Annotated in this window: 21 protein-coding genes and 1 pseudogene; 8 read left to right on the top strand and 14 right to left on the bottom strand. The window is 70.0% G+C overall.

Annotated elements, in window-relative coordinates; genetic code table 11:
* Positions 1-25: 25 nt before the first annotated feature.
* The 4 genes from ACFXHE_RS34440 (at position 26) to ACFXHE_RS34425 (ending at position 5,469) form a co-directional block, all read left to right on the top strand.
* Positions 26-1,135 carry a polyprenyl synthetase family protein gene (locus tag ACFXHE_RS34440; protein WP_379388936.1) on the top strand — a complete coding sequence of 370 codons (1,110 nt, stop codon included), beginning with the start codon at positions 26-28 and terminating at the stop codon, positions 1,133-1,135.
* A gap of 24 nt (positions 1,136-1,159) precedes the next feature.
* Positions 1,160-2,773, top strand: coding sequence for a phytoene desaturase family protein (gene crtI / locus ACFXHE_RS34435; RefSeq protein WP_379388845.1), 1,614 nt, complete (start codon positions 1,160-1,162; stop codon positions 2,771-2,773).
* Between the two features lie 63 nt (positions 2,774-2,836).
* Positions 2,837-4,501 carry an alpha-(1->6)-mannopyranosyltransferase A gene (locus ACFXHE_RS34430; RefSeq protein WP_379388844.1) on the top strand — a complete coding sequence of 555 codons (1,665 nt, stop codon included), beginning with the start codon at positions 2,837-2,839 and terminating at the stop codon, positions 4,499-4,501.
* A gap of 11 nt (positions 4,502-4,512) precedes the next feature.
* Complete coding sequence (locus ACFXHE_RS34425) at positions 4,513-5,469, top strand: phytoene/squalene synthase family protein (protein WP_379388843.1); 957 nt, start codon at positions 4,513-4,515, stop codon at positions 5,467-5,469.
* A 207-nt stretch (positions 5,470-5,676) separates the two neighbouring features.
* Here the strand turns inward: ACFXHE_RS34425 and ACFXHE_RS34420 are convergent, their stop codons facing one another.
* Positions 5,677-6,045 (bottom strand): Rv2175c family DNA-binding protein, encoded by a 369-nt coding sequence (locus ACFXHE_RS34420; protein ID WP_354843075.1) that lies wholly within the window; start codon positions 6,043-6,045, stop codon positions 5,677-5,679.
* Between the two features lie 120 nt (positions 6,046-6,165).
* Here ACFXHE_RS34420 and ACFXHE_RS34415 point away from each other — a divergent pair, with 120 nt between their 5' ends.
* Positions 6,166-8,169, top strand: a complete 2,004-nt coding sequence (locus ACFXHE_RS34415) for a PASTA domain-containing protein (protein WP_379388842.1) — start codon at positions 6,166-6,168, stop codon at positions 8,167-8,169.
* Positions 8,170-8,280: 111 nt separating this feature from the next.
* Here ACFXHE_RS34415 and ACFXHE_RS34410 read toward each other — a convergent pair whose 3' ends face one another.
* The gene (locus tag ACFXHE_RS34410) at positions 8,281-9,669 is read right to left on the bottom strand and encodes a class II 3-deoxy-7-phosphoheptulonate synthase (protein WP_354843080.1); all 1,389 of its coding nucleotides are present in this window, start codon (positions 9,667-9,669) and stop codon (positions 8,281-8,283) included.
* Between the two features lie 138 nt (positions 9,670-9,807).
* Here ACFXHE_RS34410 and ACFXHE_RS34405 point away from each other — a divergent pair, with 138 nt between their 5' ends.
* Entirely contained in the window at positions 9,808-10,305 is a 498-nt protein-coding gene (locus tag ACFXHE_RS34405; protein WP_354843238.1) for a polyadenylate-specific 3'-exoribonuclease AS, read from the top strand.
* 63 nt (positions 10,306-10,368) lie between these two features.
* On the opposite strand, the gene ACFXHE_RS34400 is transcribed toward ACFXHE_RS34405, so the two are convergent.
* The 10 genes from ACFXHE_RS34400 to ACFXHE_RS34355 all read right to left on the bottom strand — a co-directional run bounded on the left by ACFXHE_RS34400 (position 10,369) and on the right by ACFXHE_RS34355 (position 19,738).
* Positions 10,369-11,094, bottom strand: a complete 726-nt coding sequence (locus ACFXHE_RS34400; RefSeq protein WP_357005413.1) for a lysophospholipid acyltransferase family protein — start codon at positions 11,092-11,094, stop codon at positions 10,369-10,371.
* Between the two features lie 275 nt (positions 11,095-11,369).
* On the bottom strand, positions 11,370-12,365 hold the full coding sequence (locus ACFXHE_RS34395; protein ID WP_379388841.1) for an ROK family glucokinase: 996 nt from the start codon (positions 12,363-12,365) through the stop codon (positions 11,370-11,372).
* Complete coding sequence (locus ACFXHE_RS34390; protein WP_379388840.1) at positions 12,362-13,261, bottom strand: hypothetical protein; 900 nt, start codon at positions 13,259-13,261, stop codon at positions 12,362-12,364. Before ACFXHE_RS34390 ends, ACFXHE_RS34395 begins: the two co-directional genes overlap by 4 nt.
* Positions 13,258-14,547: an ArsA family ATPase gene (locus ACFXHE_RS34385; protein WP_379388935.1), complete on the bottom strand. Its 1,290-nt coding sequence runs from the start codon at positions 14,545-14,547 to the stop codon at positions 13,258-13,260. Before ACFXHE_RS34385 ends, ACFXHE_RS34390 begins: the two co-directional genes overlap by 4 nt.
* Before the next feature lie 83 nt (positions 14,548-14,630).
* On the bottom strand, positions 14,631-15,068 hold the full coding sequence (locus ACFXHE_RS34380) for an SRPBCC family protein (protein ID WP_379388839.1): 438 nt from the start codon (positions 15,066-15,068) through the stop codon (positions 14,631-14,633).
* A 19-nt stretch (positions 15,069-15,087) separates the two neighbouring features.
* The gene (locus ACFXHE_RS34375; RefSeq protein WP_364616259.1) at positions 15,088-15,480 is read right to left on the bottom strand and encodes a polyketide cyclase / dehydrase and lipid transport; all 393 of its coding nucleotides are present in this window, start codon (positions 15,478-15,480) and stop codon (positions 15,088-15,090) included.
* 32 nt (positions 15,481-15,512) lie between these two features.
* Positions 15,513-16,667 carry a glycosyltransferase family 4 protein gene (locus ACFXHE_RS34370; protein ID WP_379388838.1) on the bottom strand — a complete coding sequence of 385 codons (1,155 nt, stop codon included), beginning with the start codon at positions 16,665-16,667 and terminating at the stop codon, positions 15,513-15,515.
* Between the two features lie 72 nt (positions 16,668-16,739).
* Positions 16,740-17,750 carry a peptidase MA family metallohydrolase gene (locus tag ACFXHE_RS34365; protein ID WP_379388837.1) on the bottom strand — a complete coding sequence of 337 codons (1,011 nt, stop codon included), beginning with the start codon at positions 17,748-17,750 and terminating at the stop codon, positions 16,740-16,742.
* A 111-nt stretch (positions 17,751-17,861) separates the two neighbouring features.
* Positions 17,862-18,896: an NlpC/P60 family protein gene (locus tag ACFXHE_RS34360; RefSeq protein ID WP_379388836.1), complete on the bottom strand. Its 1,035-nt coding sequence runs from the start codon at positions 18,894-18,896 to the stop codon at positions 17,862-17,864.
* A 227-nt stretch (positions 18,897-19,123) separates the two neighbouring features.
* Positions 19,124-19,738: a C40 family peptidase gene (locus ACFXHE_RS34355; RefSeq protein ID WP_379388835.1), complete on the bottom strand. Its 615-nt coding sequence runs from the start codon at positions 19,736-19,738 to the stop codon at positions 19,124-19,126.
* Positions 19,739-20,408: 670 nt separating this feature from the next.
* Here ACFXHE_RS34355 and ACFXHE_RS34350 point away from each other — a divergent pair.
* Together ACFXHE_RS34350 and ACFXHE_RS34345 are read left to right on the top strand one after the other, a co-directional pair.
* Positions 20,409-22,148: a DEDD exonuclease domain-containing protein gene (locus ACFXHE_RS34350; RefSeq protein WP_379388834.1), complete on the top strand. Its 1,740-nt coding sequence runs from the start codon at positions 20,409-20,411 to the stop codon at positions 22,146-22,148.
* A gap of 108 nt (positions 22,149-22,256) precedes the next feature.
* Positions 22,257-22,877: a class I SAM-dependent methyltransferase gene (locus ACFXHE_RS34345; protein ID WP_379388833.1), complete on the top strand. Its 621-nt coding sequence runs from the start codon at positions 22,257-22,259 to the stop codon at positions 22,875-22,877.
* Between the two features lie 79 nt (positions 22,878-22,956).
* Here the strand turns inward: ACFXHE_RS34345 and ACFXHE_RS34340 are convergent, their stop codons facing one another.
* Positions 22,957-23,916 carry an AraC family transcriptional regulator ligand-binding domain-containing protein gene (locus ACFXHE_RS34340; RefSeq protein WP_379388832.1) on the bottom strand — a complete coding sequence of 320 codons (960 nt, stop codon included), beginning with the start codon at positions 23,914-23,916 and terminating at the stop codon, positions 22,957-22,959.
* Between the two features lie 113 nt (positions 23,917-24,029).
* Positions 24,030-24,559, bottom strand: a pseudogene (locus ACFXHE_RS34335) (cytochrome b); the annotation flags it as partial.

Below are 24,559 nucleotides of genomic sequence, written 5' to 3'. Positions count from 1 at the left end.
CGCGGCTCTCACCAAGGAGGCCCCCCTGTCCGCCGGACCCGGTACCCCGACCCGCCACCCGGTCGGCGCGGGATCACTCGTCGCCGCCGTGGAGGACCGTCTCGCCGCCTTCTTCCGCACCCGGGAACCGATCGTCGCGCCGCTCGGACGGGTGTTCGTGGACGCGGCGGCGGCCCTGGAGGACTTCGTCATTCGCGGCGGCAAGCGGACCCGGCCCTCCTTCGCGTGGACCGGCTGGCTGGGCGCGGGCCGCAGCGCCGACGACCCCGACGCCGACGCCGTGCTCACCGCGTGCTCCGCGCTGGAACTGGTGCAGGCGTGCGCGCTCATCCACGACGACATCATCGACTCCTCGCGTACCCGGCGTGGCTTCCCGACCGTGCACGTGGATTACGAACAGCGGCACCGGGATCAGCGCTGGGCGGGTGACAGCGACCACTACGGCGTGAGCGTCGCCATCCTCATCGGCGATCTGGCCCTGGCCTGGGCCGACGACATGACCCGCGACGCCGGCCTGCCCGCCGACGCCGCCGCGCGTTTCGCCCCGGTGTGGGCGGCCATGCGCACCGAGGTGCTGGGCGGGCAGCTGCTCGACATCCACGGCGAGTCTGCCGGCGACGAGACCGTGGAGGCCGCGCTGCGGATCAACCGGTACAAGACCGCGGCGTACACCATCGAGCGCCCGTTGCACATGGGCGCGGCGCTGGCCGGGGCCTCGCCCGACCTGGTCGCCGCCTACCGCGAATTCGGCACCGATATCGGCATCGCCTTCCAGCTGCGCGACGACCTGCTCGGCGTCTTCGGCGATCCCGCCGTCACCGGCAAGCCCTCCGGCGACGACCTGCGCGAGGGCAAGCGCACCGTCCTCATCGCCGAGGCCCTGCAGCGCGCCGACGCCACCGCCCCGGCCGCCGCGGACCTCATCCGCTCCAGCCTCGGCACCGACGTCACCCCCGAGCAGGTCGCCGAATTGCGTACGGTCCTCACCGAACTCGGCGCGGTCGACGCCGTGGAGCAGCGGATCGGCTCGCTCACCGACCAGGCGCTCACCGCCCTGGACGCCAGCACCGCCACCCCGGACGCCAAACGGCAGCTGCGCGCCATGGCCCTGGCCGCCACCGCGCGCTCCTACTGACCGGCCGGGCGCGAGGTGCGGGGCATGAGAACTGTTGGGGGACCGGCCGATCGGGTCGTGGTGATCGGTGCCGGACTGTCCGGGCTGGCCGCCGCGCTGCACCTGGTGGCGGCCGGACGGCAGGTGACCATCCTGGAACGCGATGATCGCCCGGGCGGGCGGGTCGGCGCGTATCGCGGACCGGACTACGAGATCGACTCCGGGGCAACGATTCTCACCCTGCCCGAGCTCATCGACGAGACGCTCGCGGTGGTCGGGCAGACGCGCGAGTCGGTCGGCCTGCGGATCCTCGACCTCGCCCCGGCGTATCGGGCCCGGTTCGCGGACGGCGCCGAGATCGCCGTCTACTCCGACGAGGAGCAGATGGCGGCCGAGGTCGCGCAGGTGCGCGGGCCGGGCACGGCGCGCCGCTACCGGCGGCTGCGCGGCTGGCTGAAAGACGTGTACGAGGCCGAGTTCCGGCAGTTCATGGACACCAACTTCGATTCCCCGCTGGACATGGTGCGGGTTCCGGAGAAGCGGGTGGCGCTGGCGAAACTGGTGCGGCTCGGCGCGTTCGGGCGGCTCGGGCCCAAGGTCCGGCGACTCGTGCGGGACCCGGAGGTGGCCCGGCTGTTCAGCTTCCAGGCCCTGTTCGCCGGGATGGCGCCGAATCGGGCACTCGGGGTGTACGGCGCGATCCCATACATGGACACCTGCCTGGGCGTCACCTACCCCGAGGGCGGGATGCGGGCCATCGCCGCGGCGCTCGGCCGCGCGTTCACCGCCGCGGGCGGGACGCTCGAACTGAACGCCGAGGTGATCGGCATCGACTACGCGGGCCGGCGGGCCACCGCCGTGCGCACCGCAGACGGACGTGTCTTCGACTGCGACGCCGTCGTGGTGACCGCCGACCTCGGATCGCTGCCGCGCCTCGGGCTGCGGCGCCGGATCGGACTGCGGGCCTCACCGTCGGCGGTGGTGGCGCACGGCACGATTCCCGCCGCCGTCGCCCAGAGTTGGCCCGTGCAGGCACATCACACCATCGACTTCGGCCAGGAATGGGACCGGACCTTCCGCGAGATCGCCGCCCGGCGCGGCCGCGGGCGGCTGATGAGCGATCCCTCGCTGCTGCTCACCCGGCCCGCGCTCACCGATCCGACCCTCTACATCGAGCGCGCCGAACAGCACATCGACCGGGACGGGCACCTGCGCGACACCGTGCGCTACGAGCCGCTCTCGCTGCTGGCCCCGTGCCCGAATCTCGACGCCGCGCCCCTGGCCTGGGAACAGCTCGGCCCCCACTACCTGCGCGAACTGCTCGCGACTCTGGAAGAGCGCGGCTATCAAGGCATTTCGCGATACTTCCGGATCGACCACCTCGACACCCCGCGCACCTGGCGGGACAAGGGCATGATCGCCGGCACCCCGTTCTCGGCCGCGCACCTGTTCCGGCAGACCGGACCGTTCCGCACCCGGAACCTGGTGCGGGGCCGCGCGAATGTGGTTCTCGCAGGCTCGGGCACCGTGCCCGGTGTCGGCGTGCCGACCGTGCTGTTGTCCGGGAAACTGGCAGCGGCGCGCCTGACGGGTGATCCACGACATGCCAGTGTCGGATCCGCCGACTCCGGGGCTGTGGCTCCCGCGCCCACACACTAGACTGACCGCGTCCTGAACCAACGCGGCTGCCGCCGCCTACCTTTCCGGGGGGAACGACCGCCTATGCCGACCCCCTCCATGGACGCCGCCATCCCGGAGGCCGCGGGCGCCACGCGCCTCGCACCGGCCGAACCGGCCATCCCGAGCGCCCCCGCCACCGACGGCGCCGCCACGCAGCGCTGGCTGCGCCACGCCTCCGACTTCACCCGCAGCCCCGAGGGACACGCGGCCACGCTCGGATTCTTCGGCGCCCTGCTGATCACCTTCGGCGGGTTCGGCGCGGGCAGTGTGCGGCGCAGCGACCCGCTGCTGGAGGTCATGCACCTGTCGTGGCTGCGGTTCGGGCACGGGCTGGTGCTGTCGTCGGTGTTCGTGTGGCTCGGCGTCATCGCCATGATCACCGCGTGGGTCCGGCTGGGGCGCATCGTGATCGGCAAGCAACCGGGCGCCACCGTGTCACTCAACGAGCTGCGCGCGATCGTCGGCATCTGGATCTTCCCGCTGCTGTTCTCGGTCCCCCTGTTCAGCCGCGACGCCTACTCGTATCTGGCCCAGGGCGCGATGCTCCGCGACCACATCAACCCGTACGTGTTCGGTCCGTCGGAGTTGAAGGCGAATGCCGCTGCGGTACTGGACAATGTGAGCCCCGTCTGGCTCAATACGACCGCGCCGTACGGTCCGGTCTTCCTGCTGATCGGGCGGGCCATCACCACCATCACCGGCGACAATGTGGTGGCGGGCACCATCGCGCTGCGGCTGGTGATGCTGCCGGGCCTGGTGCTGATGGTGTGGGCGATCCCGCATCTGACCAAGCACCTGGGCGGCAAGCCGACCATCGCGCTGTGGCTGGCGGTGCTGAATCCGCTGGTGCTGATCCACCTGATCGGCGGCGTGCACAACGAGATGCTGATGGTGGGCCTGATGGCCGCGGGCATCGCGCTGGTGCTCGAGCATCATCACGTGGCGGGCATCGTGGTGGTCGCGATCGGGGTGGCGGTGAAGGCGACCGCCGGGGTGGCACTGCCGTTCCTGGTGTGGATCTGGATGATTCACGAACGCGAGCGACGCGCGGCGCAGGACGAGGGCGATCTGCCGCATCCGATCCGGACCTTCGCCAAGATCACCGCGCTGGGCGTGGCCATCTTCGCGGCCGTGTTCGCGCTGGCCACCTGGGCCACCGGCCTGCGGGACCACCAGATCGGCTGGCTCACCGCGCTGTCCGGGTCCAAGAAGATCATCAACTGGCTGTCGCTGCCGACCATCATGGCGCACGTGGTCAGCTGGGTGACCCCGCTGCCGCTGGAGTCGGTGCTGCCGTGGACCCGCACCCTGTGCGCGGTGGTGATGGTGGCCGGCTTGGTGTGGGCCTGGTGGCGGTTCAGGAACAGTGAGCGGGAGGCCGTGCTCGGCATTCTCGTCGCGTTCGTGGCCATCGTGATCCTCTCGCCCGCGGCACTGCCCTGGTACTACTCGTGGCCGCTGGCGCTGGCCGCCGGATTCGCACTGTCCACCCGGACCCTGCAGGTGCTGGTGGGGTTGTGCACCTGGCTCATGCTGGTGTTCCAGCCGGACGGTTCGCCCGTGACCAATTCCGTGCACGGCACGCTGGCCATCCTCGCGGCCGTGGTGGCGGCGCTGTCGCTGTGCACGATGGATCCGCTGAAACTGCGGGCCGCCCGCCCGCAGACCGATCAGCTCGGCGTCGCGCCCGCGCCCGGCCCGGCGTGAACCAGCCCGCCGTGCCCGACCAGACCGTACTGCCGGATCAGTCCGGACGACTCGACCGCGCCTACCGCGACTGCCGCCGGATCGCGGCCGCCCACGGCCGCACCTACTTCCTGGCCACCCGGCTGCTGGAACCGGAGCGAAGACCGGCCGTGCACGCGCTGTACGCCTTCGCCCGGACGGTCGACGACATCGTCGACGCGAGCGACGCGCCCAGTCGCACAGCGGAATCCGCCGCGCGGCTGGATCGGATCGAACACGAGCTGCGGGCCCGCCTGGTGGACGCGCCCATCGACGCGGGCGACGGGCCCGAGGACCCGGCGCTGCTCGCGGTGTCCGACACCATCCGCCGGTATTCGATTGCCGCCGAACACTTCTGGGTGTTCCTGGACTCCATGCGCATGGACATCCCCGGCGGGCCGCAGTACCGCGACCGCTACCCCACCATGGCCGACCTGCGCGACTACATGCGCGGCTCGGCGGCCGCCATCGGACTGCAACTGCTGCCGGTGCTGGGCACGGTCGTCCCGGTGGCCGATGCAGAACCCGCGGCGGCGGCGCTGGGAGAAGCCTTCCAGCTCACCAACTTCCTGCGCGATATCGGCGAGGACCTCGATCGCGGGCGGGTGTATCTGCCCGCCGACGAACTGGCGGCCTTCGGCGTGGACGCCGAACTGCTGCACCACTGCCGGGAATCCGGCCGCACGGACCCACGGGTACGACGCGCGCTGGCCCACCTGATCGCCATCAACCGCGGCGTCTACCGCCGCGCCACCCCCGGTATCGAACTGCTCAGCCCCCGCGTGCGCCCGGCCATCCGCGCCGCGGCCACGCTGTACGGCAGCATCCTCGACGAGATCGAACGCGCCGACTACGCCGTCTTCACCCGCCGCGCAGTCGTTCCCCAGCACCGCCGCCTACGCGTCGCGGCCCGGGAACTCGCCACTACCCGGCGCATCAACCAGAACTGACCGCGGGCCGCATCGAAACACGACACGACCCGCAGGTGTCCCGATCCCTACGTGCCAACTGATTTGGCACCGTCCGGGTAACTCGTCGGGTACGCCCAGAAGCCAACCCTCTCCCTACCGTCGGCCCGGCGACCGACGGTGAGGGGCTCCCCACGACCGGCAAAAGGCGCGGAGAGGCGAACGAGCCGCGGGGAGGCGGGAGGCGGCTCAGAAGGGGTCGGCCGCGGCGCGGCGCAGGACCTCACGGGCCAGCGGGCCGTGGATGGCGTCGATGGGACGGCCGGGGAGGCTGTCGTCCTCGGTGTAGATCCACTCGAGGATTTCCTCGTCGGTGTACTTGCCGTCGCGCATCACCGTGATCAGACCGGTCAGATGCTTGGCGACGGCGCCCGTGGAGTCGAAGAACTCCTTCGGGATGCCGGCCACGCCGTCCCGGCGGACGGCGAGGATCTGGTGGTCGCGCAGCATCTGGTGAACCCGCGTGACCACCATGCCCAACTGGTCGGCCACGTCGGGCAGCGGGATCAGGGTCACCGAATCCGGCAGGACGTCTTCGCTGCATGGAAAGGCACTCACGCCGACCACGGTAGTCTCTCGCGTCGCGACCGTCGCATCACACCCCGACGCGACTACCATCGGGTGAGCCGCACCGGGCGGACTCGGGAATATCGGAAGGGTTGCAGTTTGATCGGCCAGATGCTGGAAGGGCGCTACCGCATCGACGCGCCGATCGCGCGTGGTGGCATGTCCATGGTGTTCCGGGGGGTGGACACGAGATTGGATCGACCGGTCGCCATCAAGGTGATGGACCCGAAGTTCGCCGGCGACCCGCAGTTCCTCACCCGCTTCGAGCTCGAGGCGCGGGCCGTGGCCAAACTCAAGCATCCGTCGCTGGTCGCGGTCTACGACCAGGGCGTGGACGGCGACCATCCGTTCCTCATCATGGAACTGGTCGAGGGCGGCACGCTGCGCGAACTGCTGCGCGAACGCGGGCCCATGCCCCCGCACGCGGTGCGCGCCGTCGCCGAGCCCGTGCTCTACGCCATCGGCGTGGCCCACGCGGCCGGGCTGGTGCACCGCGACATCAAACCGGAGAACGTGCTCATCTCCGACTCCGGCGAGGTGAAGATCGCCGACTTCGGACTGGTGCGGGCGGTCGCCGAAGCCAAGATCACCTCCGACAGCGTGATCCTCGGCACCGCCGCCTACCTCTCGCCCGAGCAGGTCACCAGCGGCACCGCCGACGCCCGCAGCGACGTCTACTCCGCGGGCATCCTGATCTTCGAAATGCTCACCGGCCGAACACCGTTCACCGGTGACAACTCGCTGTCCATCGCGCTGCAGCGGGTCGAGAAGGACGTGCCCAGCCCGGGCCGCCTGATCAACGGCGTCCCACCGGAAATCGACGAGCTGGTCGCGCACGCCACCGCGCGCGAACCGATGCACCGCTACACCGACGCCACCGAGATGGCGAACGATCTGCGCCGCATCGCCCGCGAACTGCAGCTGCCCGACTACCGGGTGCCCGCGCCCACCGAATCGGCCGAGCATCTCAGCGCCAAGCACCGGGTCGGGCCCACCCCCGCACCGCGGGGACCGGTCTCGCCGCCGTCCCGGCCCCTGCCGGGCGCGGCCGATCTCACCACCCGGCTACCCGCGGACCCGCCGACCGTGCACATGCAGCCGCAGGCGCAGCAGACCCGGGTGATGACCGCGGCGCGGGAACTCCCGCCGGAGTACCAGCCGCAGCCCGAGTACGCGCCGCCCGGAGCGCCGGGCGGCCACGGCCACGGCTACGGCTCGGACCTGATCGAAAATCGTGGCAAGTCGCGGCGCAAGGTCGTCATCTGGTTGAGCATCGTGGTCGCGCTGGCGGTGCTGCTGGGCCTCGGCGGCTGGTGGCTCGGCGTCGGCAGATATTCGGCGGTGCCGTCGATCGCCGGCATGGACACCCAGAAGGCCGTTTCCACGCTGCAGGGCGCGGGCTTCAAGACCGAGACCCGGCAGAAGGCCTCGGACATGATTCCGGTGGGCAATGTGGTCGGTACCGATCCGCCCGCGGGAACCCGGGTCACCAACGGATCATTGGTCGCGGTGCTGGTCTCCAGCGGCAAGCCGAAGGTCCCCGACATCCAGCCCGGACAGGACGTCACCTCGGTCGACAAGGCCATCAGAGACGCCGGACTGACGCCGGTGGACGCCGGTGAGATGGGCAGTACCGCGCCGAAAGGCACGGTCGCCAAGGTGGATCCGGGGCCCGGCACCGTACTCCCGGCCAATGCCCAGGTGAAGGTCTACCGCAGCAAGGGTTCCCAGCCGGTCAAGGTGCCGGATGTGCGGGGCAAGACCGAGGACGAGGCCAGGACGGCCCTGCAGAAGGCCGGGCTCACCGTCAGCTCCACCCGCGACCAGTACGACGCGAAGATCAAATCCGGGCAGGTGATCGGCACCGATCCGGCCACGGGCACCAGCACCGAATCCGGCAGTGGCGTGGTCCTCATCGTCAACAGCGCGATCGACATGCCGAACCTGCTCGGCGCCAACGTCTCCACCGCCCGCAGCAAACTGCAGGCCCTCGGCCTCTCGGTCACCGTCCGGCAGCTGGCCAACAACGACAGCTCGATCGTCATCTCGCAGAGCACCGCACCCGGCGACGCCGTCCAGCCCGGCGCCACCATCACCCTGGTAGCGATTCCGTAGCCGCCTCCCCGGGACTTCAGCGGACAGCCGAGAGCCGTTGACCAAAAAGCCGAGAGCCCGGGCCGCTTACGTGGCCCAGGCTCTTGGCTGTTACGGAGCGCTTCTAGGCAATTAGCGCAGCATCTCTGCGACGAGGAAGGCCAGCTCCAGCGACTGCTGGGTGTTCAGGCGCGGGTCGCAGGCGGTCTCGTAGCGCTCTTCCAGGTTGAGGTCCGAGATGTCCTGCGCGCCGCCGAGGCACTCGGTGACGTTCTCACCGGTGAGCTCGATGTGCAGGCCGCCCGGGTGGGTGCCCAGCGCGTGGTGCACCTCGAAGAAGCCCTGCACCTCGTCGACGATGCGGTCGAAGTGCCGGGTCTTGTAGCCGGTGGAGGACTCATGGGTGTTGCCGTGCATGGGGTCGCACTGCCAGATCACCTGGTGGCCGGTGGCCTGCACCTTCTCGATGATCGGGGGCAGCACGTCGCGGACCTTCTGATTGCCCATGCGCGCGACCAGGGTCAGGCGGCCGGGCTCGTTGTTGGGGTCCAGCCGCTCGACGTACTCCACGGCCTGATCGGGCGTGGTGGTCGGGCCGATCTTGAGGCCGATCGGGTTGGCCACCAGTTCCGCGAAGGCGACGTGCGCGCCGTCGAGCTGACGGGTGCGCTCACCGATCCACAGGAAGTGCGCCGACAGGTCGTAGAGCACCGGCTCACCCGAGACCGGGTGCTCGCTCAGGCGCAGCATGGCCCGCTCGTAGTCGAGCACCAGCGCCTCGTGGCTGGCGTAGAGCCGGGCGCTGGACAGGTTGGGATCGTTGACGCGACACGCCTTCATGAAGGCCAGCGCGCGATCGATCTCGGTGGCCATCTGCTCGTAGCGGGCGCCGGCCGGGGACTGGCTCACGAACTCGCGGTTCCAGTCGTGCACCTTGTGCAGGTCGGCCATGCCGGCGGAGGTGAGCGCCCGCACCAGGTTCATGGCCGCCGAGGCATTGGCGTAGGCGCGGACCAGTCGCGACGGATCGTGTTCGCGCAGCGCCGCATCCGCGACCAGCGAGTTCACCATGTCACCGCGGTAGGACCGCAGGCCCAGTGAATCGATGTCGGCGGAACGGGGTTTGGCGTACTGACCCGCGATGCGGGCCACCTTCACCACCGGCAGGCTGGCGCCGTAGGTGAGCACCACGGCCATCTGCAGCAGGGTGCGGATATTGCCGCGGATGTGCGGCTCGGTGTTGTCGGCGAAGGTCTCCGCGCAGTCACCGCCCTGCATGAGGAACGCCTCGCCGCGGGCCACCTCGGCCAGGCGCAGGCGCAGCTCCTCGACCTCGGCGGGCACGCAGATGGGCGGCACGCTCTCCAGCACGGTGCGCATCTTGGCGGCCTGCTCTGGATCCCAGGACGGCTGCTGCAGCGCCGGGCGGGCCAGCGCGTCGTCGAGACGCCGACGGAGCTCGGCGGGCAGCGGAGGAAGTTCCGGCAAGCGATCGATCGGTACGTCGACGGTCCAGTTCACCAGTTCAGAATACGGATTGCTCTCGGTGAACCGGATCACCCCCAGGGCTCGAGTTCCTCACACCGGGTCGCCGCCTACGCTGGGACCCGATGATCTGCCCATCCGACCCGGACCTGAGCTGAGGAGAGACCCATCTCACTGCGGTACTTTTACGATTCGGAATTCATCGAGGACGGGACCGTCATCGACCTCGTGTCCATCGCGGTGGTGTGCGAGGACGGACGCGAGTTCTACGCGGTCTCCACCGAATTCGATCCCGAGAAGGCCGGGCCGTTCGTCCGCCGCAATGTCCTGCCCAAGCTACCGCCGCCGTCCTCGCCGCTGTGGCGTTCGCGCGAGCGCATCCGCGATGACCTCTACAAGTTCCTGGTCCCCCGCCCCGGCGTGGAACCCGAACTGTGGGCCTGGGTCGGCGCCTATGACCACGTAGCGCTGTGCCAGCTGTGGGGCTCCATGGTCGATCTCCCCAACGCGCTGCCCCGCTACACCAATGAGCTGCGCCAGCATTGGGAGCAACACGGGCGGCCGCCACTGCCGCCGGTACCGAAGGACGCGCACGACGCGCTCGCCGACGCCCGCCACAACCTCGCCAAATTCGAGGCCATCGAAGCGGCACGGCGCCTGCGCGCGGTCTGAGATCCACATACGAAAGGCCCCGGGAGACTTGGTCTCCCGGGGCCTTCTCGATGGTCCGGCAGGCTAGCCCGCCATGGTCTCCGGAATGCGGTCCGCGTCGGGGCGGCTGCCCGACGGCACGCCCTTCTTCAGGCTCGCGGCGTACACGTCGACGTACTCCTGATCGCCCATCCGCATGAGCTCGTACATGATCTCGTCGGTGACGGCGCGCTCGACGAAGCGGTTGCCGCCCATGCCCTCGTAGCGCGAGAAGTCGATCGGCTCACCGAATTTCACGGTGACCTTGCGCGGCCGCCAGCGGAAAGGACCGGGCGGGCACACCTCGTCGGTACCGATCAGGGCGACCGGGATCACCGGCACTCCGGTCTCCAGGGCGAGGCGTGCCACACCGGTCTTGCCTTTGTAGAGGCGGCCGTCCGGGGAGCGGGTGCCTTCGGGGTACAGGCCGACCAGGCGACCCTCGTCCAGCAGCTTGCGCGCGGTATTGAGAGCGCTCTCGGCGGCGTCCGCACCGGAGCGGTCGATCGGGTACTGACCGGCACCGGAGAAGAACCATTTCTGCAACCGGCCCTTGAGACCGGGCGTGGTGAAGTATTCGGCCTTGGCCAGATAGGTGATGCGGCGCGGGCTCATCAGCGGGGTGAAGAGCCAGTCGGTGAACGACAAGTGATTGCCGGCCAGAATCGCTGCGCCCTTGGCGGGAATGTTCTCGACGCCCTCGACCTGGGGCCGGTTGACGAGATGCATCCATGGACCCGGGAACACATACTTCAGCAGCCAGTAGAACATTGCGTCCTTTCCCCTGTTTTCGATACCCGGGACCGGCCTCGTTGCGGGCACCACCACTCGCTTGCCTACCCTACCGCTGAGTCCGCACGGTAACCAAGCTCCCCCGCCTCCCCGAGATTTCAGCGGGCAGCCGGGAGCCGTTGACCGTCATGCATCCGTGCCGGCGGTCAAGTGCCGAACCAATTTTGGACGTACCCGACGAGTTACCCCAACCGGCACTAAATCAGTTGCCAGTTCCAGCAACGGGACGACAAGCGGAATCGGTCGGGCGGTGATCAGCGGTGGGCCGGTACCGCGTCCTGCGGGGCTAGTACCGCAGCGCGTGCCAGTTCGGCCGCGCCGATCATGCCTGCGGCCTCACCCAGCTGAGCGGTGCGGATGCGGGCCAAATGGCGGTGCCGGGCGCCGGTGATGGAGGCCGCGTAGTGCTCACGGGCATCGTCGAGGAACAGTGGGGCCGAACTGCTCACGCCGCCCGCCACCACGATCAGGTCCGGGTCGAAGATGTCGCTCACGAAGGCCAGGCCCAGGCCGAGCCAGCGCGCGAAATCGGCCATCACGTCGAGGGCGACCGGGTCGCCGTCCTGCGCCGCGCCGGCCACCCGGCGACCGGTCAGCGAGCCGGGATCGCGCCCGGACTCCCGGGCCAGCACCGTGGAGCGCTGTGGATCGGTGGCCAGCAGTTCGATCGCGGTGTCCACCAGAGCCGTTCCGCTGCAATACCTTTCCCAGCAGCCGCGCTTGCCGCAGGCGCAGGCGCGGCCATTGGGCACCACCTGCAGATGCCCGAGTTCCGGTGCGACACCGAAGCTTCCGCGATACAGCTGGCCGTTGCTGAGCAGCGCCGCGCCGATACCGGTGCCGATGGCCACCAGCACCACATTGCGCCCGCCCGCCGCCGCACCGAAGCGGTACTCCGCCCACAGCGCGGCATTCGCGTCGTGCTCGAGGATCACCGGCAGGCCGAGGCGGTCGGTGAGCCGCTGCGCGACCGGGGCGTCCTCCCACGGCAGGTGCGGGGCGAAACGCACGGTGGCGCGATCCTCGTCGACGAAACCCGCCACCGCGAGACCGACCGCGCCGATGGCATGGCGGGAGCACAGGTCACGCACCGCCCGGGCCAGACCGTCCTCGAGGGCGCGGGCGGAATGCGGGGTCGGCGCGGTCACGGTGTCGAGCACCTCGCCAGCACCATCCACCACCGACGCCCGAATATTCGTGCCGCCCACATCGATACCCACGGTCAACGGCACGTCCTCACCGCCCGTCATGCCTTGATCGTCACGTCGATGGGCACGTACTTGGCTCGCTTGGACCTCCTGCCGCCACCAGGCTGCGTACTGCCGCGACCAGCGGCCGGGCCCGAATCTCGGGCGGGTGCGTGCTGTCCCGTGGATCCGGCAGGACCGGGCTCGGCGTCCGGGTGCGCGACCGGCGGGCCGAAGGGACGGTCGGGGGCGGGCTGGTCACCGGTCACTCGTCCACCGGCGGGCTCTGTACGGACATCGTTGTGCGGCACCGCGTCCGAGTCATCCGGGGCACTGTCTCCCGGGCGGCGTGCCGCGCCCGGGCCGGGACCGAAGGGGTCGTCCGACGCCTCGGCGGCCGGGTGGGCGTGGGACCGACTCCGGGCCGCCGTACGGCCCTGCGCACTGGCGAGGAAACGCGCGAACACCGCGGCCAGGCCGGCCGCACCGTGCAGGTCGCCGGATTGCCCGCCGGCACGGGGGAATTCGCTCTCATCGTCCGGGCCGACATCCCCGCGCGCGTCGGCGAACGGCAGATCACCTGCACCGGAGCCGGTTTCGGCGACGTGCGAAAAGTGATGCCAGGCTTGATATTCCGGCGATTCCGGATCCAGGTCCGGCGGGATCACCGGATCCACCGGCACACCGGCGAGCGCCTCGCGCAGCACGGTCACGATGGCGGTGCCGTGTTCGGCGATGGCCGCCACCACATCGTGGTGCTCGCCGCGCACGATGGCCGCGGCCGCGCACACGGGACACCAGCTGCAGCTGGACCATTCGGTGCGGCCGTCGGCGGCGGTGCGGCGCAGCACCGGTTCGACGCGCTCGAGGACGGCCTCGGCCAACAGCCGTAGCTCCTCGGCGAATTCGCCGAGATTCTCGTCGGGGTGGCCGGGACGCGGGTGGTGCGTGGTGGTCATTTCGGCCAGACCTGAGGATCGGGCCGGAAACGGATCACCAGGTGGTCGCCGTCGAGCTCGGCGGTCTCGACCGTGCACCGCCGCAATACCGGGGCCAGCCGCAACCGCCGCCGGACCCCGTCCGCTCCCACGATCAAATCGTCCTCCACTCGTCCCAGCCGCAGGGTCGACGAATCGACCACCGGCAGATGCATGCGCATCGCGAACACCGAGTGCACGCCCGCCCCGGACTCGAGCCGCACCACCGGCTCGGCGGCGGTACTTGTCTCGGGGCCGGGCAGCACACCGTCCGCATCTGTGCCAAGCATAGGGACCGGACGCCCTCCCACCCAGTTACCACTCGCGTCCACCGCGTAGGACAGCGCCGCCAGCGAGCCGATCCCCACCGGTTCGGCTCCCGCATGCGCCACGACCTGCACCGGAACCCCGTGCAACCGCTTGCGCAGCTCCCCCGCGACATCGAGTTGCTCGCCGCGCCGGTTGAAGTACCACTGCACCGCCGGATGCGGCGGCTCGACCGGATGCGGGGCGGGCAGCTCGGGGAGCACCTTGTTCACCAGCACCGCGTCCAGCCGGATACCCAGCAGCGCCGCCGCCGAGCGCACCCGCGCCGACTCGGCCACCGCGACCAGTTCCGCGGCGGTCACCAGGCGGGCGCCGGTGCGGGCCTGATCCGCCAGCAGGTCACGGGCTTCCGTCACCGCCTGCACGATCTGCTCGACGGTCACCGCGAGCACCGCCTTGCGGAAGTCCGCGCCGATCGCCTCCATCGTCCTGGCGTGCGCGGGCCATACCCGCTCCAGGTAACCGAGCACGGTGTCCGGCATGGTGACGATGCGCAGCATGTCCGCCGACGGCGGGCAGTCCACCACGATCACATCCCACCGCGCGTCGTTGGCGAACCGCGTGATCTCCAGCATGGCCAGCAGTTCCTGCACCCCCGGCAGCCCGGTCAGCTCCGCGGGATCCAGTGCCCCCAGGTCGAATCCGTGCTCGTGCCCGGCCCCGGACGCCATGACCAGCACCTGCCGGAACCGATCCTCCAGCAGCGCAAGCGAATCCACCTCGATGACATCCAGCGCCGGCTCGGCGTCGGGGTCACGGACGTCCGCGAAAGCCGGTGCCGGGCTGTGGAACATGGGGAGCGGCAGGGTGGCGACCGCGGGGGTCGCGCCGTGGCGCAGGCGGTAGCCCAGGGCATCGCCGAGGGAGTGGGCCTGGTCCAGGGAGGCCAGCAGGACGCGGCGGCCGTTGCGGGCGTAGGCGAGTGCGGTGGCGCAGGCCAGGGTTGTTTTTCCGACACCGCCCTTGCCGATGAACAGCTCGACGCGAGTGGCGGGGTGCGGCGAACGTTCGGTACCGCCGGCGGTCAGCCTTCGACCCGTTTCTTGAGTTCCTTGAGGGCGGTGTCGGTGATGACCTTCTCCGCTTTGCGTTTGAACATGCCGATCATGGGGATATTCAGATCCACGGTCAGTTCGTAGACCACCTGGGTGGTGCCGTCGGGCAGCGCGATCAACTCGTAGGTGCCGTCCTGCGCCTTCTGCAGGTCACCCGAGACCAGGCTCCAGCTCACCGCGCGACCGTCGGGCCGCCAGGTGTAGGACAGGGTGTAGGTATCCTTCACGACGCCGGCGTCCAGCACGAAGCGGGCGGTGCGGGCGCGGCCGTCCGGCAATTTGTCCAGCACCTCGACCGAGCGGGCCGCGGAGACCCATTCCGGATACGACTCCAGGTCGGCGATGACCGCCATCACTCGATCCGAGGGGGCGTCGATCACGATCGACCTCTGAGTTCGATCGGCCATGGGCGGCAACGCTTCCTTTCTAGTGAGCGGCCGCGGGAGCGACCCCGGCCTTGCGCCCCGCCTCGAGGCGGGCCTTGATCTCGAAGGACATGGCCTTGCCCGCGACGCGGCGAGTCCGGTTCAGGGCCAGCAGCTCACGTCCGGACATACCGCCGATGCCGCCGCGGGGTTCGGCGTGCATGAAGTAGTGCATGATGACGCCGTCCAGCATGGGCTCCAGCCAGACCTCCATGGTGCCGTCCGCACCACCGCTGACGGTCCAGCGAATTCCCTTGTCACCCCGGTCTTCCCGGACCTCCAACTGCAGGTCGGGCCACCAGCGGCGCCAGCGGGCACGATCGGCCAGCACCTCGGCCACGGCCGTGCCCGGTGCGGCGACGAATGTCTGGTCGGCAACCTGGATACTGCTCACGGCGCTGAGCCTAGCGCAGGTTGGGAATCGTCTCAGACCCGCGCCGACCGGGGAGCCGTGGGATCCAGCAGATGGTGTAGTCGCGCGCCCATCAGGTCCCAGCGCCACTGCTGCTGCACCCAGGCGCGCCCGGCCGCGCCCATGCGGGCGGCGGCGTCCCGGTCGGAGAGGATGTCGACGATGGCGTCGGTGAGCTCTTCGGCGGAGCGGCCGTTCACCACCCGTCCGGTCTCACCCTCGCGCACGGTTTCCGGCGCGCCACCGGAATTGCCCGCCACCACCGGCACTCCCGTGGCGGAGGCCTCCAGGAACACGATGCCCAGGCCCTCGACGTCCAGGCCGAAACCACGGGTGCGGCAGGGCATGGCGAACACGTCGGCGATGGTGTGGTGGGCGGCGAGCTCGCCCGACGGGACGCGTCCGGTGAAGACCACGTCATTGCCGAGGCCCATGACCTCGGCGAACTGCCGTAACTTCTGCTCGTACGGCCCGCCACCGGCGATGACCAGCACCGCCCCGTCGACCCGCCTGCGGATCTCGAGCATGGCCGTGATCAGCATGTCCTGGCCCTTGCGCGGCACCAGCCGCGACAGACACAGAATGGTCGGCCGGTCCCCCAGCCCGTAGCGGGCCCGCAGTTCGGCGCGGGCGGCCGGATCCGGCTTGAACACCTCCGAATCCACGGCGGGGGGCAGGTATTCGAGCGCGGCCTGCGCCCCGAACGCGGACGAGAACCGCCGCCGCGTGTATTTGCTGACATAGGTGACGACATCGGTGTGATCGCCGATGACCCGCAGCGCCTGCCGCGCCGCCGGCAGCATCGACCAGCCCACCTCGTGCCCGTGCGTGGACGCCAGGATCCGCTCCGCGCCCGCCTGGCGCAGCACCGGCGACAGCAGCGCCAGCGGCGCCGCCGCCCCGAACCACACCCGATCGCACTTCTCGTCGCGCAAGAGCTTCTTGGCCCGTCGCGCCACCAGCGGCGTCGGCAGCATCAGCGTCGTCGGATGCCGCACCACCTGAAAGGGCTGCTGCGCATCGAACTTCCAGTGACTGTCGCCCCGCCACCGCGGCGCGTACACCACCAGCTCGTCGGCGGGCAGCTGCCGGGCGAGCGCATGCAGATACGACTGAATCCCACCCGGTCGCGGCGGGAAATCATTGGTAACCAGCAGAGTTCGCCCCATGCCTCAAACCTACTGCACCCGGGGCCCGCACTCCTCCCACCCCGAAACCTCGCACCCCTGGGCCTCCGAGTGCTACGCGCCCTCGGCGGTGCGGGTGGTGAGCCAGGCGCGCCAATCGGTGACGAGGTCCTGGTAACCGGTGCCGAGCGTGGCGCGCAGGGCGGTGTCGACGGCGGCGCGGTCCTTCGGGCCCGACGCCAGTTGGCGGTAGAGGGCGACGAGCTTCGGGTCGCCGTAGCGGTCGGCGATGAAAGCGCAGACGGACCAGCCCTGTTCGTAGGCCAGGGAGGCTTGGCCGCTGGTGGGCTCGAACATGGCATCGGGCGGGAGGTCGCCGGGGAGGTCGCCGGCGCGGGCACGGGTGGTGAGGGTGGGGGCGATCTCGGTGATGGGCTGGTGCAGGTTGCGATGGGCCGAATATTCGGCGAAGCCCTCGAGCGTCCACATCGGGGAACCGTCGACGGTGACCGCGCGCGAGGCCATGTGGGTGAGTTCGTGCCGCAGCACCGAGCGGAGGCCATCGGCGCCGAGGCGGCGTCCGGCGTCGGGTCCGAAAACCACGCGCTGGCCGGTCAGTTGGGCGCCGGGGCGAAAGGGGTCGGCGACGGTCGAGGCCGCGACCTCGGCGGGCACGTCACCGGCGGCGTGGGTGAGGGCGGCGAATTCGGAGACGCTGGACGCCACCACGACGACGGGGGCCTGATTCCAGTCCGAACCCCAGAGCGCGGTGACCGCGGCGGTGCTTGCCGCGAGTTCGCCTGCCAGCACATCGATATCGGCGCGCTGCCCGGAATGACCGAGCACGACACCGATCCGCCCCGACCCGGTCGCCTCGGTCTCGGCGACCACCTTGCCGTAGCCCTCCATGGTCCGCTTCACCAGCGGCACCTGCGGATCGGAGGCTGTCACCCGACCCGAGTCCTGCCCGGGCGCCACCGCACGCAGCTTGGGCAGCACCGAGTTCGGCAGCATGAGCAGCGCCCCACAGGCCGCGGTCAGCGCGCTGACCATGACCAGGGTGGCGACGAACTGGAACCGCCGCCGCGCCGCCAGCCAGCCGCGCATCTGCCGCAGAGCGCTCATCGCCACCTCGTCGTGATCATGCTCTGCACATCGGGCATGGGTGGGGACCCTACGTGGTTACGCAAGCTGCCTCCTCCGGGTCCTGACCACTGATGCCGGGTCCGCGAGAGCTCAGAACCGGCGCGCCGAATGGAACGGTGTGGAGCTCATCGGCGCGACCTGAACCGGTATGCCGAAAGTGGAAGCGTGCAGCATCAATCCGTTGCCGGCGTAGATGCCCACATGCGAGATATCAGAGTAGAAGAAGACGACGTCGCCGGGCTGGAGGTCCTTCTCGTCGACCGGCGTGCCGTAGCTGGACTGCTGCTGGCTCGTGCGCGGCACGCTCTTGCCGACCTGGTGGAAGGCCCACTGCACCAGGCCGGAGCAGTCGAACTGGTCGGGACCGGTGGCGCCCCAGACATAGGGATCGCCGACGCGGGTGAGTCCCGCGGCCAGCGCGCTGGTGCCGGAACCGGGCACCAGGCCCCGGAGCAGGCTGTCGCGATCGAAGCCGGGCGGGAACATGGAGCCCGCGAGCGCGGACTTGTCACCGGCGGAGAGCTGACCCCAGGCGGCGATCACCTGAGCCATGGATCCTTGCAGCGCAGCACGTTTGGATTCCAGGTCCTTGCGGACCGCGTCGGCGGCGGCGCTGGCGGCGCGCGCCGTGTCGGCGGCGGAGCGGGCGGCGGCCTCGGCGACCGAGGCCGCGTCGGTGGCCTGCTCGTACTGGCCCAGTTGATCATTCGTGCGCGCGCCCACGAAGTCCACGATGGACATCTGGTCGAGCAGCTGCTGTGGCGAATTGCTGACCAGTAGCGAAGTCAGCCGGTTGGTGCGGCTGCCAAGCAGCGCGGAGGTCGCGGCCCGATCGATGACCGGTTGGTAGCGACGGGTTTCCGCCTTGGCCGCGTCCAGGGTGGCGGCCGCGTCGGCGGCCCGCTGGTCGGCGACGCCGGCGGCTGCGGCCTTGGTGTCCAGATCGGACTGCGCGTCGAGCGCCTGCTGATTGAGCTGTTCGGATTGCCGCGACAGATCGATGAGCCGCTGCACTGCTTCCCCAGCAGATGCCGGTGCGGAGACCGGATCGGCTGTCGCGGATCCAAGGCCCAGGGTGCCGTAGGTGCCGACCATGAGTGCGCCTACCGTGAGGGCTTCACCCACCAGTCGCCTGGTTCGCTGACTGTGTGTCCGATGATGTCGCTGCTGCGCTGCCACCGTTGGTGTCGTCCCGTTCTCTTACCCCGAGCCGGTTCAGAAGGTCTCGATAAGATTACGAAACGGCGACCGCTTGTGTCCAGCAGGCCACGGAATCATCACGGTCGCCGCCCCTTCCGCAGGTCGGCCGCCTGCGGTCGGCTACGGGGAAGACTCCCCGGTCGAGCAGCGGATCAGATGCGGCGCGCGCCCGCGAACGGCATCGAGGAGATCGGCGCGACCTTCACCGGCTGACCGGAGGTCGACGCGTGCACCACATTGCCGTCGCCGACGTAGATGCCGGAGTGGCTGCCGCCGTAGAACGACACCACGTCTCCGGGCTCCAGATCGTCGAACGACACCGGGCTGCCGGTATTGAGCTGCTCATAGCTGGTGCGCGGCAGGCTGACTCCGGCCTGCGCATAGGACCACTGCACCAGACCGGAGCAGTCGAAGGCGTCCGGACCGGCGGCGCCGTAGACGTAGGGGTCGCCGACGCGGCTCAGGGCGGCGTTGACCGCGGCCTGACGCGGGCCGCTCTGGGGTCCGGGGGCGGCCGGGCCCCACGGGGTGATGATGCCGGGGATGGCTGGGATGTTCACCGGGAGGCCCGGAATGCCGGCAGGGAGCTGGATCTGATCGGGCACGTCGATGGTGCCGACCGGAGTGTTGACCGGCTGGGCCGACGCGGGGGTCGCGGGCAGCAGCAGCGCGCTCACCGCGGCGGCGCCGACGGCACCGGCCGCAGCGGCACGACGCGCAGTGCGCTGCATGCCCCGGACCTGTCGCTTGACGGTGGTGGTCGCCATGATGAGGTACTTCCAATCTCCCCCGCGACGCCGCACCGGGTGGTGCGTCGGACTCCGCGAGGTCTCAGGAAGATTACGAGTGCATAACGGTGCTTTGTAAAGCCGAGACGGCCGGCCCGTCACTCGAAATTGTTACGCGTCCCTATTTCGGTGCGATAAACGTCACAGCAATCACGAAACGATAACAGCGGTCATTTTCCGGAGAGCGAATCAATAGCTACCGGCGAGTAGCCACCGCCCGCCAGGAGCCCTCCCGACCTCGACAAATTACGCATAACACAAGGTCGGAGCCATGACCGCCGACCTGGGCGAGTTCGACACGCCCACGCGACACGCCCGACCGCAGGACAGCGGGGCGGCACACCCGGAGGCTGGCGCGAACCGACCACCCCCACGCCGATGATTGATTCACTTTCTGAATAACTGTGACCCTGATCACAATCTCGCATATTTCCGCAATTCGGGGATTTCATCTCGAGAATCTCCACCACATATTCAGAGCTTTCCCCAGGTCGCGCGGAGCAACTCCCAGGGCCCGGCCCGAGTTCCCGGCCCGACCTGCGGAAAGTGCCGGATCCCGCGTTCCCGGAGACGGTCACGACCCTCCGGAGCTGTGGTGAATGCCTTGGCGGGGAAAGGTTGTCGGACCCTGCGCCTAGGCTTCCCGTCCGTGTCCGGACAGCTGGCCTTCGACGAGCTCGAAACCCCGCTCTATGACACGACGTTCGTGGTGGTGGACCTGGAGACGACCGGCACCAGCCCCGAGGGCGACTCGATCACCGAGATCGGCGCGGTGAAGGTGCGCGGCGGCGAGGTGCTCGGCGAGTTCGCGACCCTGGTGAATCCCGGCTGCGCGATTCCGCCGCAGATCGTGCAGATCACCGGGATCACGACCGCCATGGTGGTGGACGCGCCGCGCATCGAGCAGGTGCTGCCCGGGTTTCTGGAGTTCGCGCGCGGTGCGGTGCTGGTCGCCCACAATGCCCGCTTCGATACCGGATTCCTGAAGGCCGCGGCGGCCCGGTGCGAATTGCCCTGGCCCGCTTTCCAAACGCTGTGCACGGTCCAGCTGGCGCGGCGGGTGCTCGGCAAGGACGAAGCGCCCTCGGCCAAGCTGTGGTACCTGGCCCAGCTGCTGGGCGCCGAGACCCGGCCCACGCACCGCGCCCTCGACGACGCCCGCGCCACAGTGGACGTGCTGCACGCACTCATCGCCCGGGTGGGCAATCAGGGGGTGCAGAGTCTCACCGAACTGCTGGACTATCTGCCCGAGGTGACACGCCGCCAACGCGCGAAACGTGTGATGGCGGCGGATCTTCCGGCCACGCCGGGGGTGTATCTGTTCCGCGGGCCGTCGGACGAAGTCCTCTATATAGGGACGGCGGTGAATCTGCGCCGTCGTGTCCGCACCTACTTCACCGGGTCCGACACCCGCCCGCGCATGCGCGAGATGGTGCAGCTGGCCACCCGGGTCGACCATGTCGAGTGCTCGCACGGCCTGGAGGCAGGTGTGCGGGAGCTGCGATTGCTGCTCGCCCACACCCCGCCCTACAACCGGCGATCGAAGTTCCCGCAGCGCGCCTGGTGGCTGACGCTGACCGACGAGCCGTTCCCGCGGTTCGCGGTCTCGCGCACCCCGGCCCGGGACGCGCTGGGCCCGTTCACCTCTCGCGCCGACGCGCTCGAGATCGCCGCCACCGTCGCCGAGCAGGCGGGCCTGCGCACCTGCACCACCCGCATCCCGCGCACCGGCCGCCATGATTGCCCGCCGGCGGTGGTCGGCGGTTGCCCCGCGAGCGCCCACGGCAGCCCCCTATATATAGAGGAGTACGAGCGAGCTCCGGCCGTGGTCCGCGCCCTGTTCGCGGGCGCCGACGACGCCCTGCTGCACGCGATTGCCGAGAGGCTCGAAAGCCTTTCCACCGCAGAACATTTCGAGGCCGCAGCCCGGCTGCGGGATCGCACCGTGACGGTGATCCGCGCCCTGCGCCGCACCCAGCGTCTGGCCGCCCTGGCGGCCATCCCGGAACTGATAGCTGCCCGCCCAGACGGTGCGGGTGGCTGGGAGTTCGCGATCATCCGCCACGCCCGCCTCGCCGCCGCGGGTACCGCCGTGCGCGGTATCTCCCCCATGGCGGTGGTGGACCGCCTGTCGGCCGCCGCCGAAACCGTCATCCCGCCCCGCCTCTCCGGCCCGGACGACGACCCCGCCTATCCCCCACTTCGCGGGGCACTTCCGGAGGAGGCGGGCCTGCTGGTCCGCTGGCTCGAACAGCCCGGCACCCGCATCGTCCGCACCACCGACGGCTACGGCGAACCCCGCCGCGGTGCGGGCGCCTGGCTCGACTGGGTCGCGCGCGCCGAAGCCGCCGCCCAGATCACCACCCCGGATCAGTCCCCACCGGGCTGATGACCAGCGCGGTGAAAACGCGCGGCTTCGAGGCCATTCCGGAGTAGGTGCGGATGCGAGTACCGGAACGTGCAGGCGGCGGGAGCGGCGCGCTGCCAGAATGGCGGGATGTATGTGCCAGATCCGGAGCGCTGGAATCACAACATCGAGTATCATCCACTGCTGGCGGCGGCGGTCGCGGGGGCACGGGATGTGCTGGACGTCGGGTGCGGGGAAGGCATGCTGGCCAGGCGGATTCGGCGGGGCGGGGCCACGGTGACCGGGATCGATCCCGATGCGCGGAGTATCGAGCTGGCCCGGGACCAGTCCGGGGCGGACGACATCACCTATCTCCAGGCGGATTTCCTCGAGTACCCCTTCGAGCCGGAGTCGTTCGATGGCATCGTGTCCATCGCGGCCCTACACCACATGGACACCGTCAAGGCCCTCACCCGGATGCGGGAGCTGCTCCGGCCCGGCGGGACCCTGGCCGTGGTGGGGATGGCGCGCAACGACTTTCCGGCCGATCTGCCGTGGGAGGCGGCTGCCCTTCTCACCAGTTTCAAGGATCGACTGTTCCGGGCCCAGTGGGCACACCCCTCACCAGTGGTGTGGCCGCCGCCGCAAACCTATGCCGAGACGCGGCGAACAGCGGCGGAAATCCTGCCGGGCGTGCGCTACCGACGGCACGTACTGTGGCGGTTCTCACTGGTGTGGACCAGGCCGAATCCGGCTGCGCCGCAGGGTTAGCCGCCGAAGTGGCAGGTCAGCGCCGACCGCGAGTGCGGCACGTCGGTGGGAACGCAACCGTGCACTGTTGGCGCCATCGCTAACGCGGGATGTCGTGGGTGCGGCCTGGTTGGGCGCCCGGGCGCCCTCGGTAACCGGGGCCGAAGACGGGCTGGGCAGGCGCACCGACCATGCGGGCGACGGTCTCGCCGGTGAGTCCGAGCTCTAGGAGTTCGGCAGCGAGCTGCTGCCGGATCTGATCGACCAGGCCACGAAAGCTGATGTGCTGGTCGGCGAGTCGGCGGTGCAGGCCGCGTTCGGACAGTGAGAGTTCCCGGGCGACCTCGGCGAGTGAGGGCGCGGTCGCGGGCGTCCGCAGCAGCACCCGGCGCACCTGCGCTGCCGGACCGGTGTGTCGATGCCCGCGGTCCAGTGCCAGCTCGCACTGCTGGATGCACAGCGCACCGGTGTGCGCGTCCGGCGGTCGGGCGGGCTGATCGAGCACTTCGGGCGGCACGGTGAACCCGCCTCGGCCGGGCTCGAATACGAGGCCGAGCAGCACATCGGTGTCCGAGACCAGCGCCGAGACCAGCGTGCAGGCGGCCGTCAGATCGCGGGCCAGCAGGAACGCCCGCACTTCGCCGCGCACCTCCCCGTCCCCGGCCGTGACCGCCAGCCCCGCCTGGGTCTCGGTGAACGACGGCCCGAATCGGACGGAGGTCACCGCGAAGTACCCGGGCAGCAGCCGGATCGCCTCCCGCACGGTCGGACTCGTCATCATGGCGTAGCCCACGATCCCCGCGCCGGGGAGCGCGTAGCGCCGCCCGGTCGCGGCCCCCAGTTCGGCCGGGTCTCCCCCGTGCGCGATCAGATTCCGGATGACCCGCAGTTCCTGGCCCGACCGCACCTGTGCGCCGGGTTCTTCCAGGTCACTGCCGCGCAGCCCGGTCCCGGCCAGGCACGCCGAGGCCGGAATCCCCTGTGCCCGACCGGTCTCCACCGCATAGCGGGTCGCCACCGCGGGCCGGGCGACCGCCCGTCGATCCGGCTGGACAGCCATAGTCCGGAAGCTAACAGGTCCCGGTCACCTTGTCATCCGATCGGCCGAGTCCCGGGAACGGGGAAGGCCCCGAGTCGAATTCGACTCGGGGCCTTCCCGTGTGACGGCGACGATCAGTGCTCGTGCTTGCCGGCGGCGGCGTTCTGCGCCTCCTCCAGCACCTCGAGCATCTTGTGCTCTTCCTCGTGGGCGACGGCGACCAGGTCCGCCTGCTCCGACGCGGGGTCGGCGCGCAGGAAGGAGCCGGTGCCGGGCTTGCCCGCGGAGCCCAGCTTGGCCATCTTCTTGGGCACCGGGGCGCCCTGGTACTCCAGCGGGATCGGGTGGCCGTGCGAGTCGACCGGACCCAGCGGCTGGTGCACCTCGATGTACTCACCGTGCGGAAGCCGCTTGATGACACCGGTTTCGATGCCGTGCTCGAGCACCGCACGGTCACTGCGCTGCAGGCCGATGCAGAACCGGTACGCGACGAAGTACGCGAGCGGCGGGGCCAGCAGCAGCGCGATGCGGAAGAACCAGGTCGTCGCGTTCAGCGAGATGTCGAACTTGAGCGACAGGATGTCGTTCACACACGCCAGCGTCAGCACCATGTAGAACGCGATGGCCATGGCACCGATGGCGGTGCGGACCGGCACGTCGCGCG

The sequence above is a fragment of the Nocardia sp. NPDC059229 genome, from assembly GCF_042754165.1.
Lineage (GTDB): Bacteria > Actinomycetota > Actinomycetes > Mycobacteriales > Mycobacteriaceae > Nocardia.
This window is presented reverse-complemented; position numbering and strand designations above follow the sequence as displayed.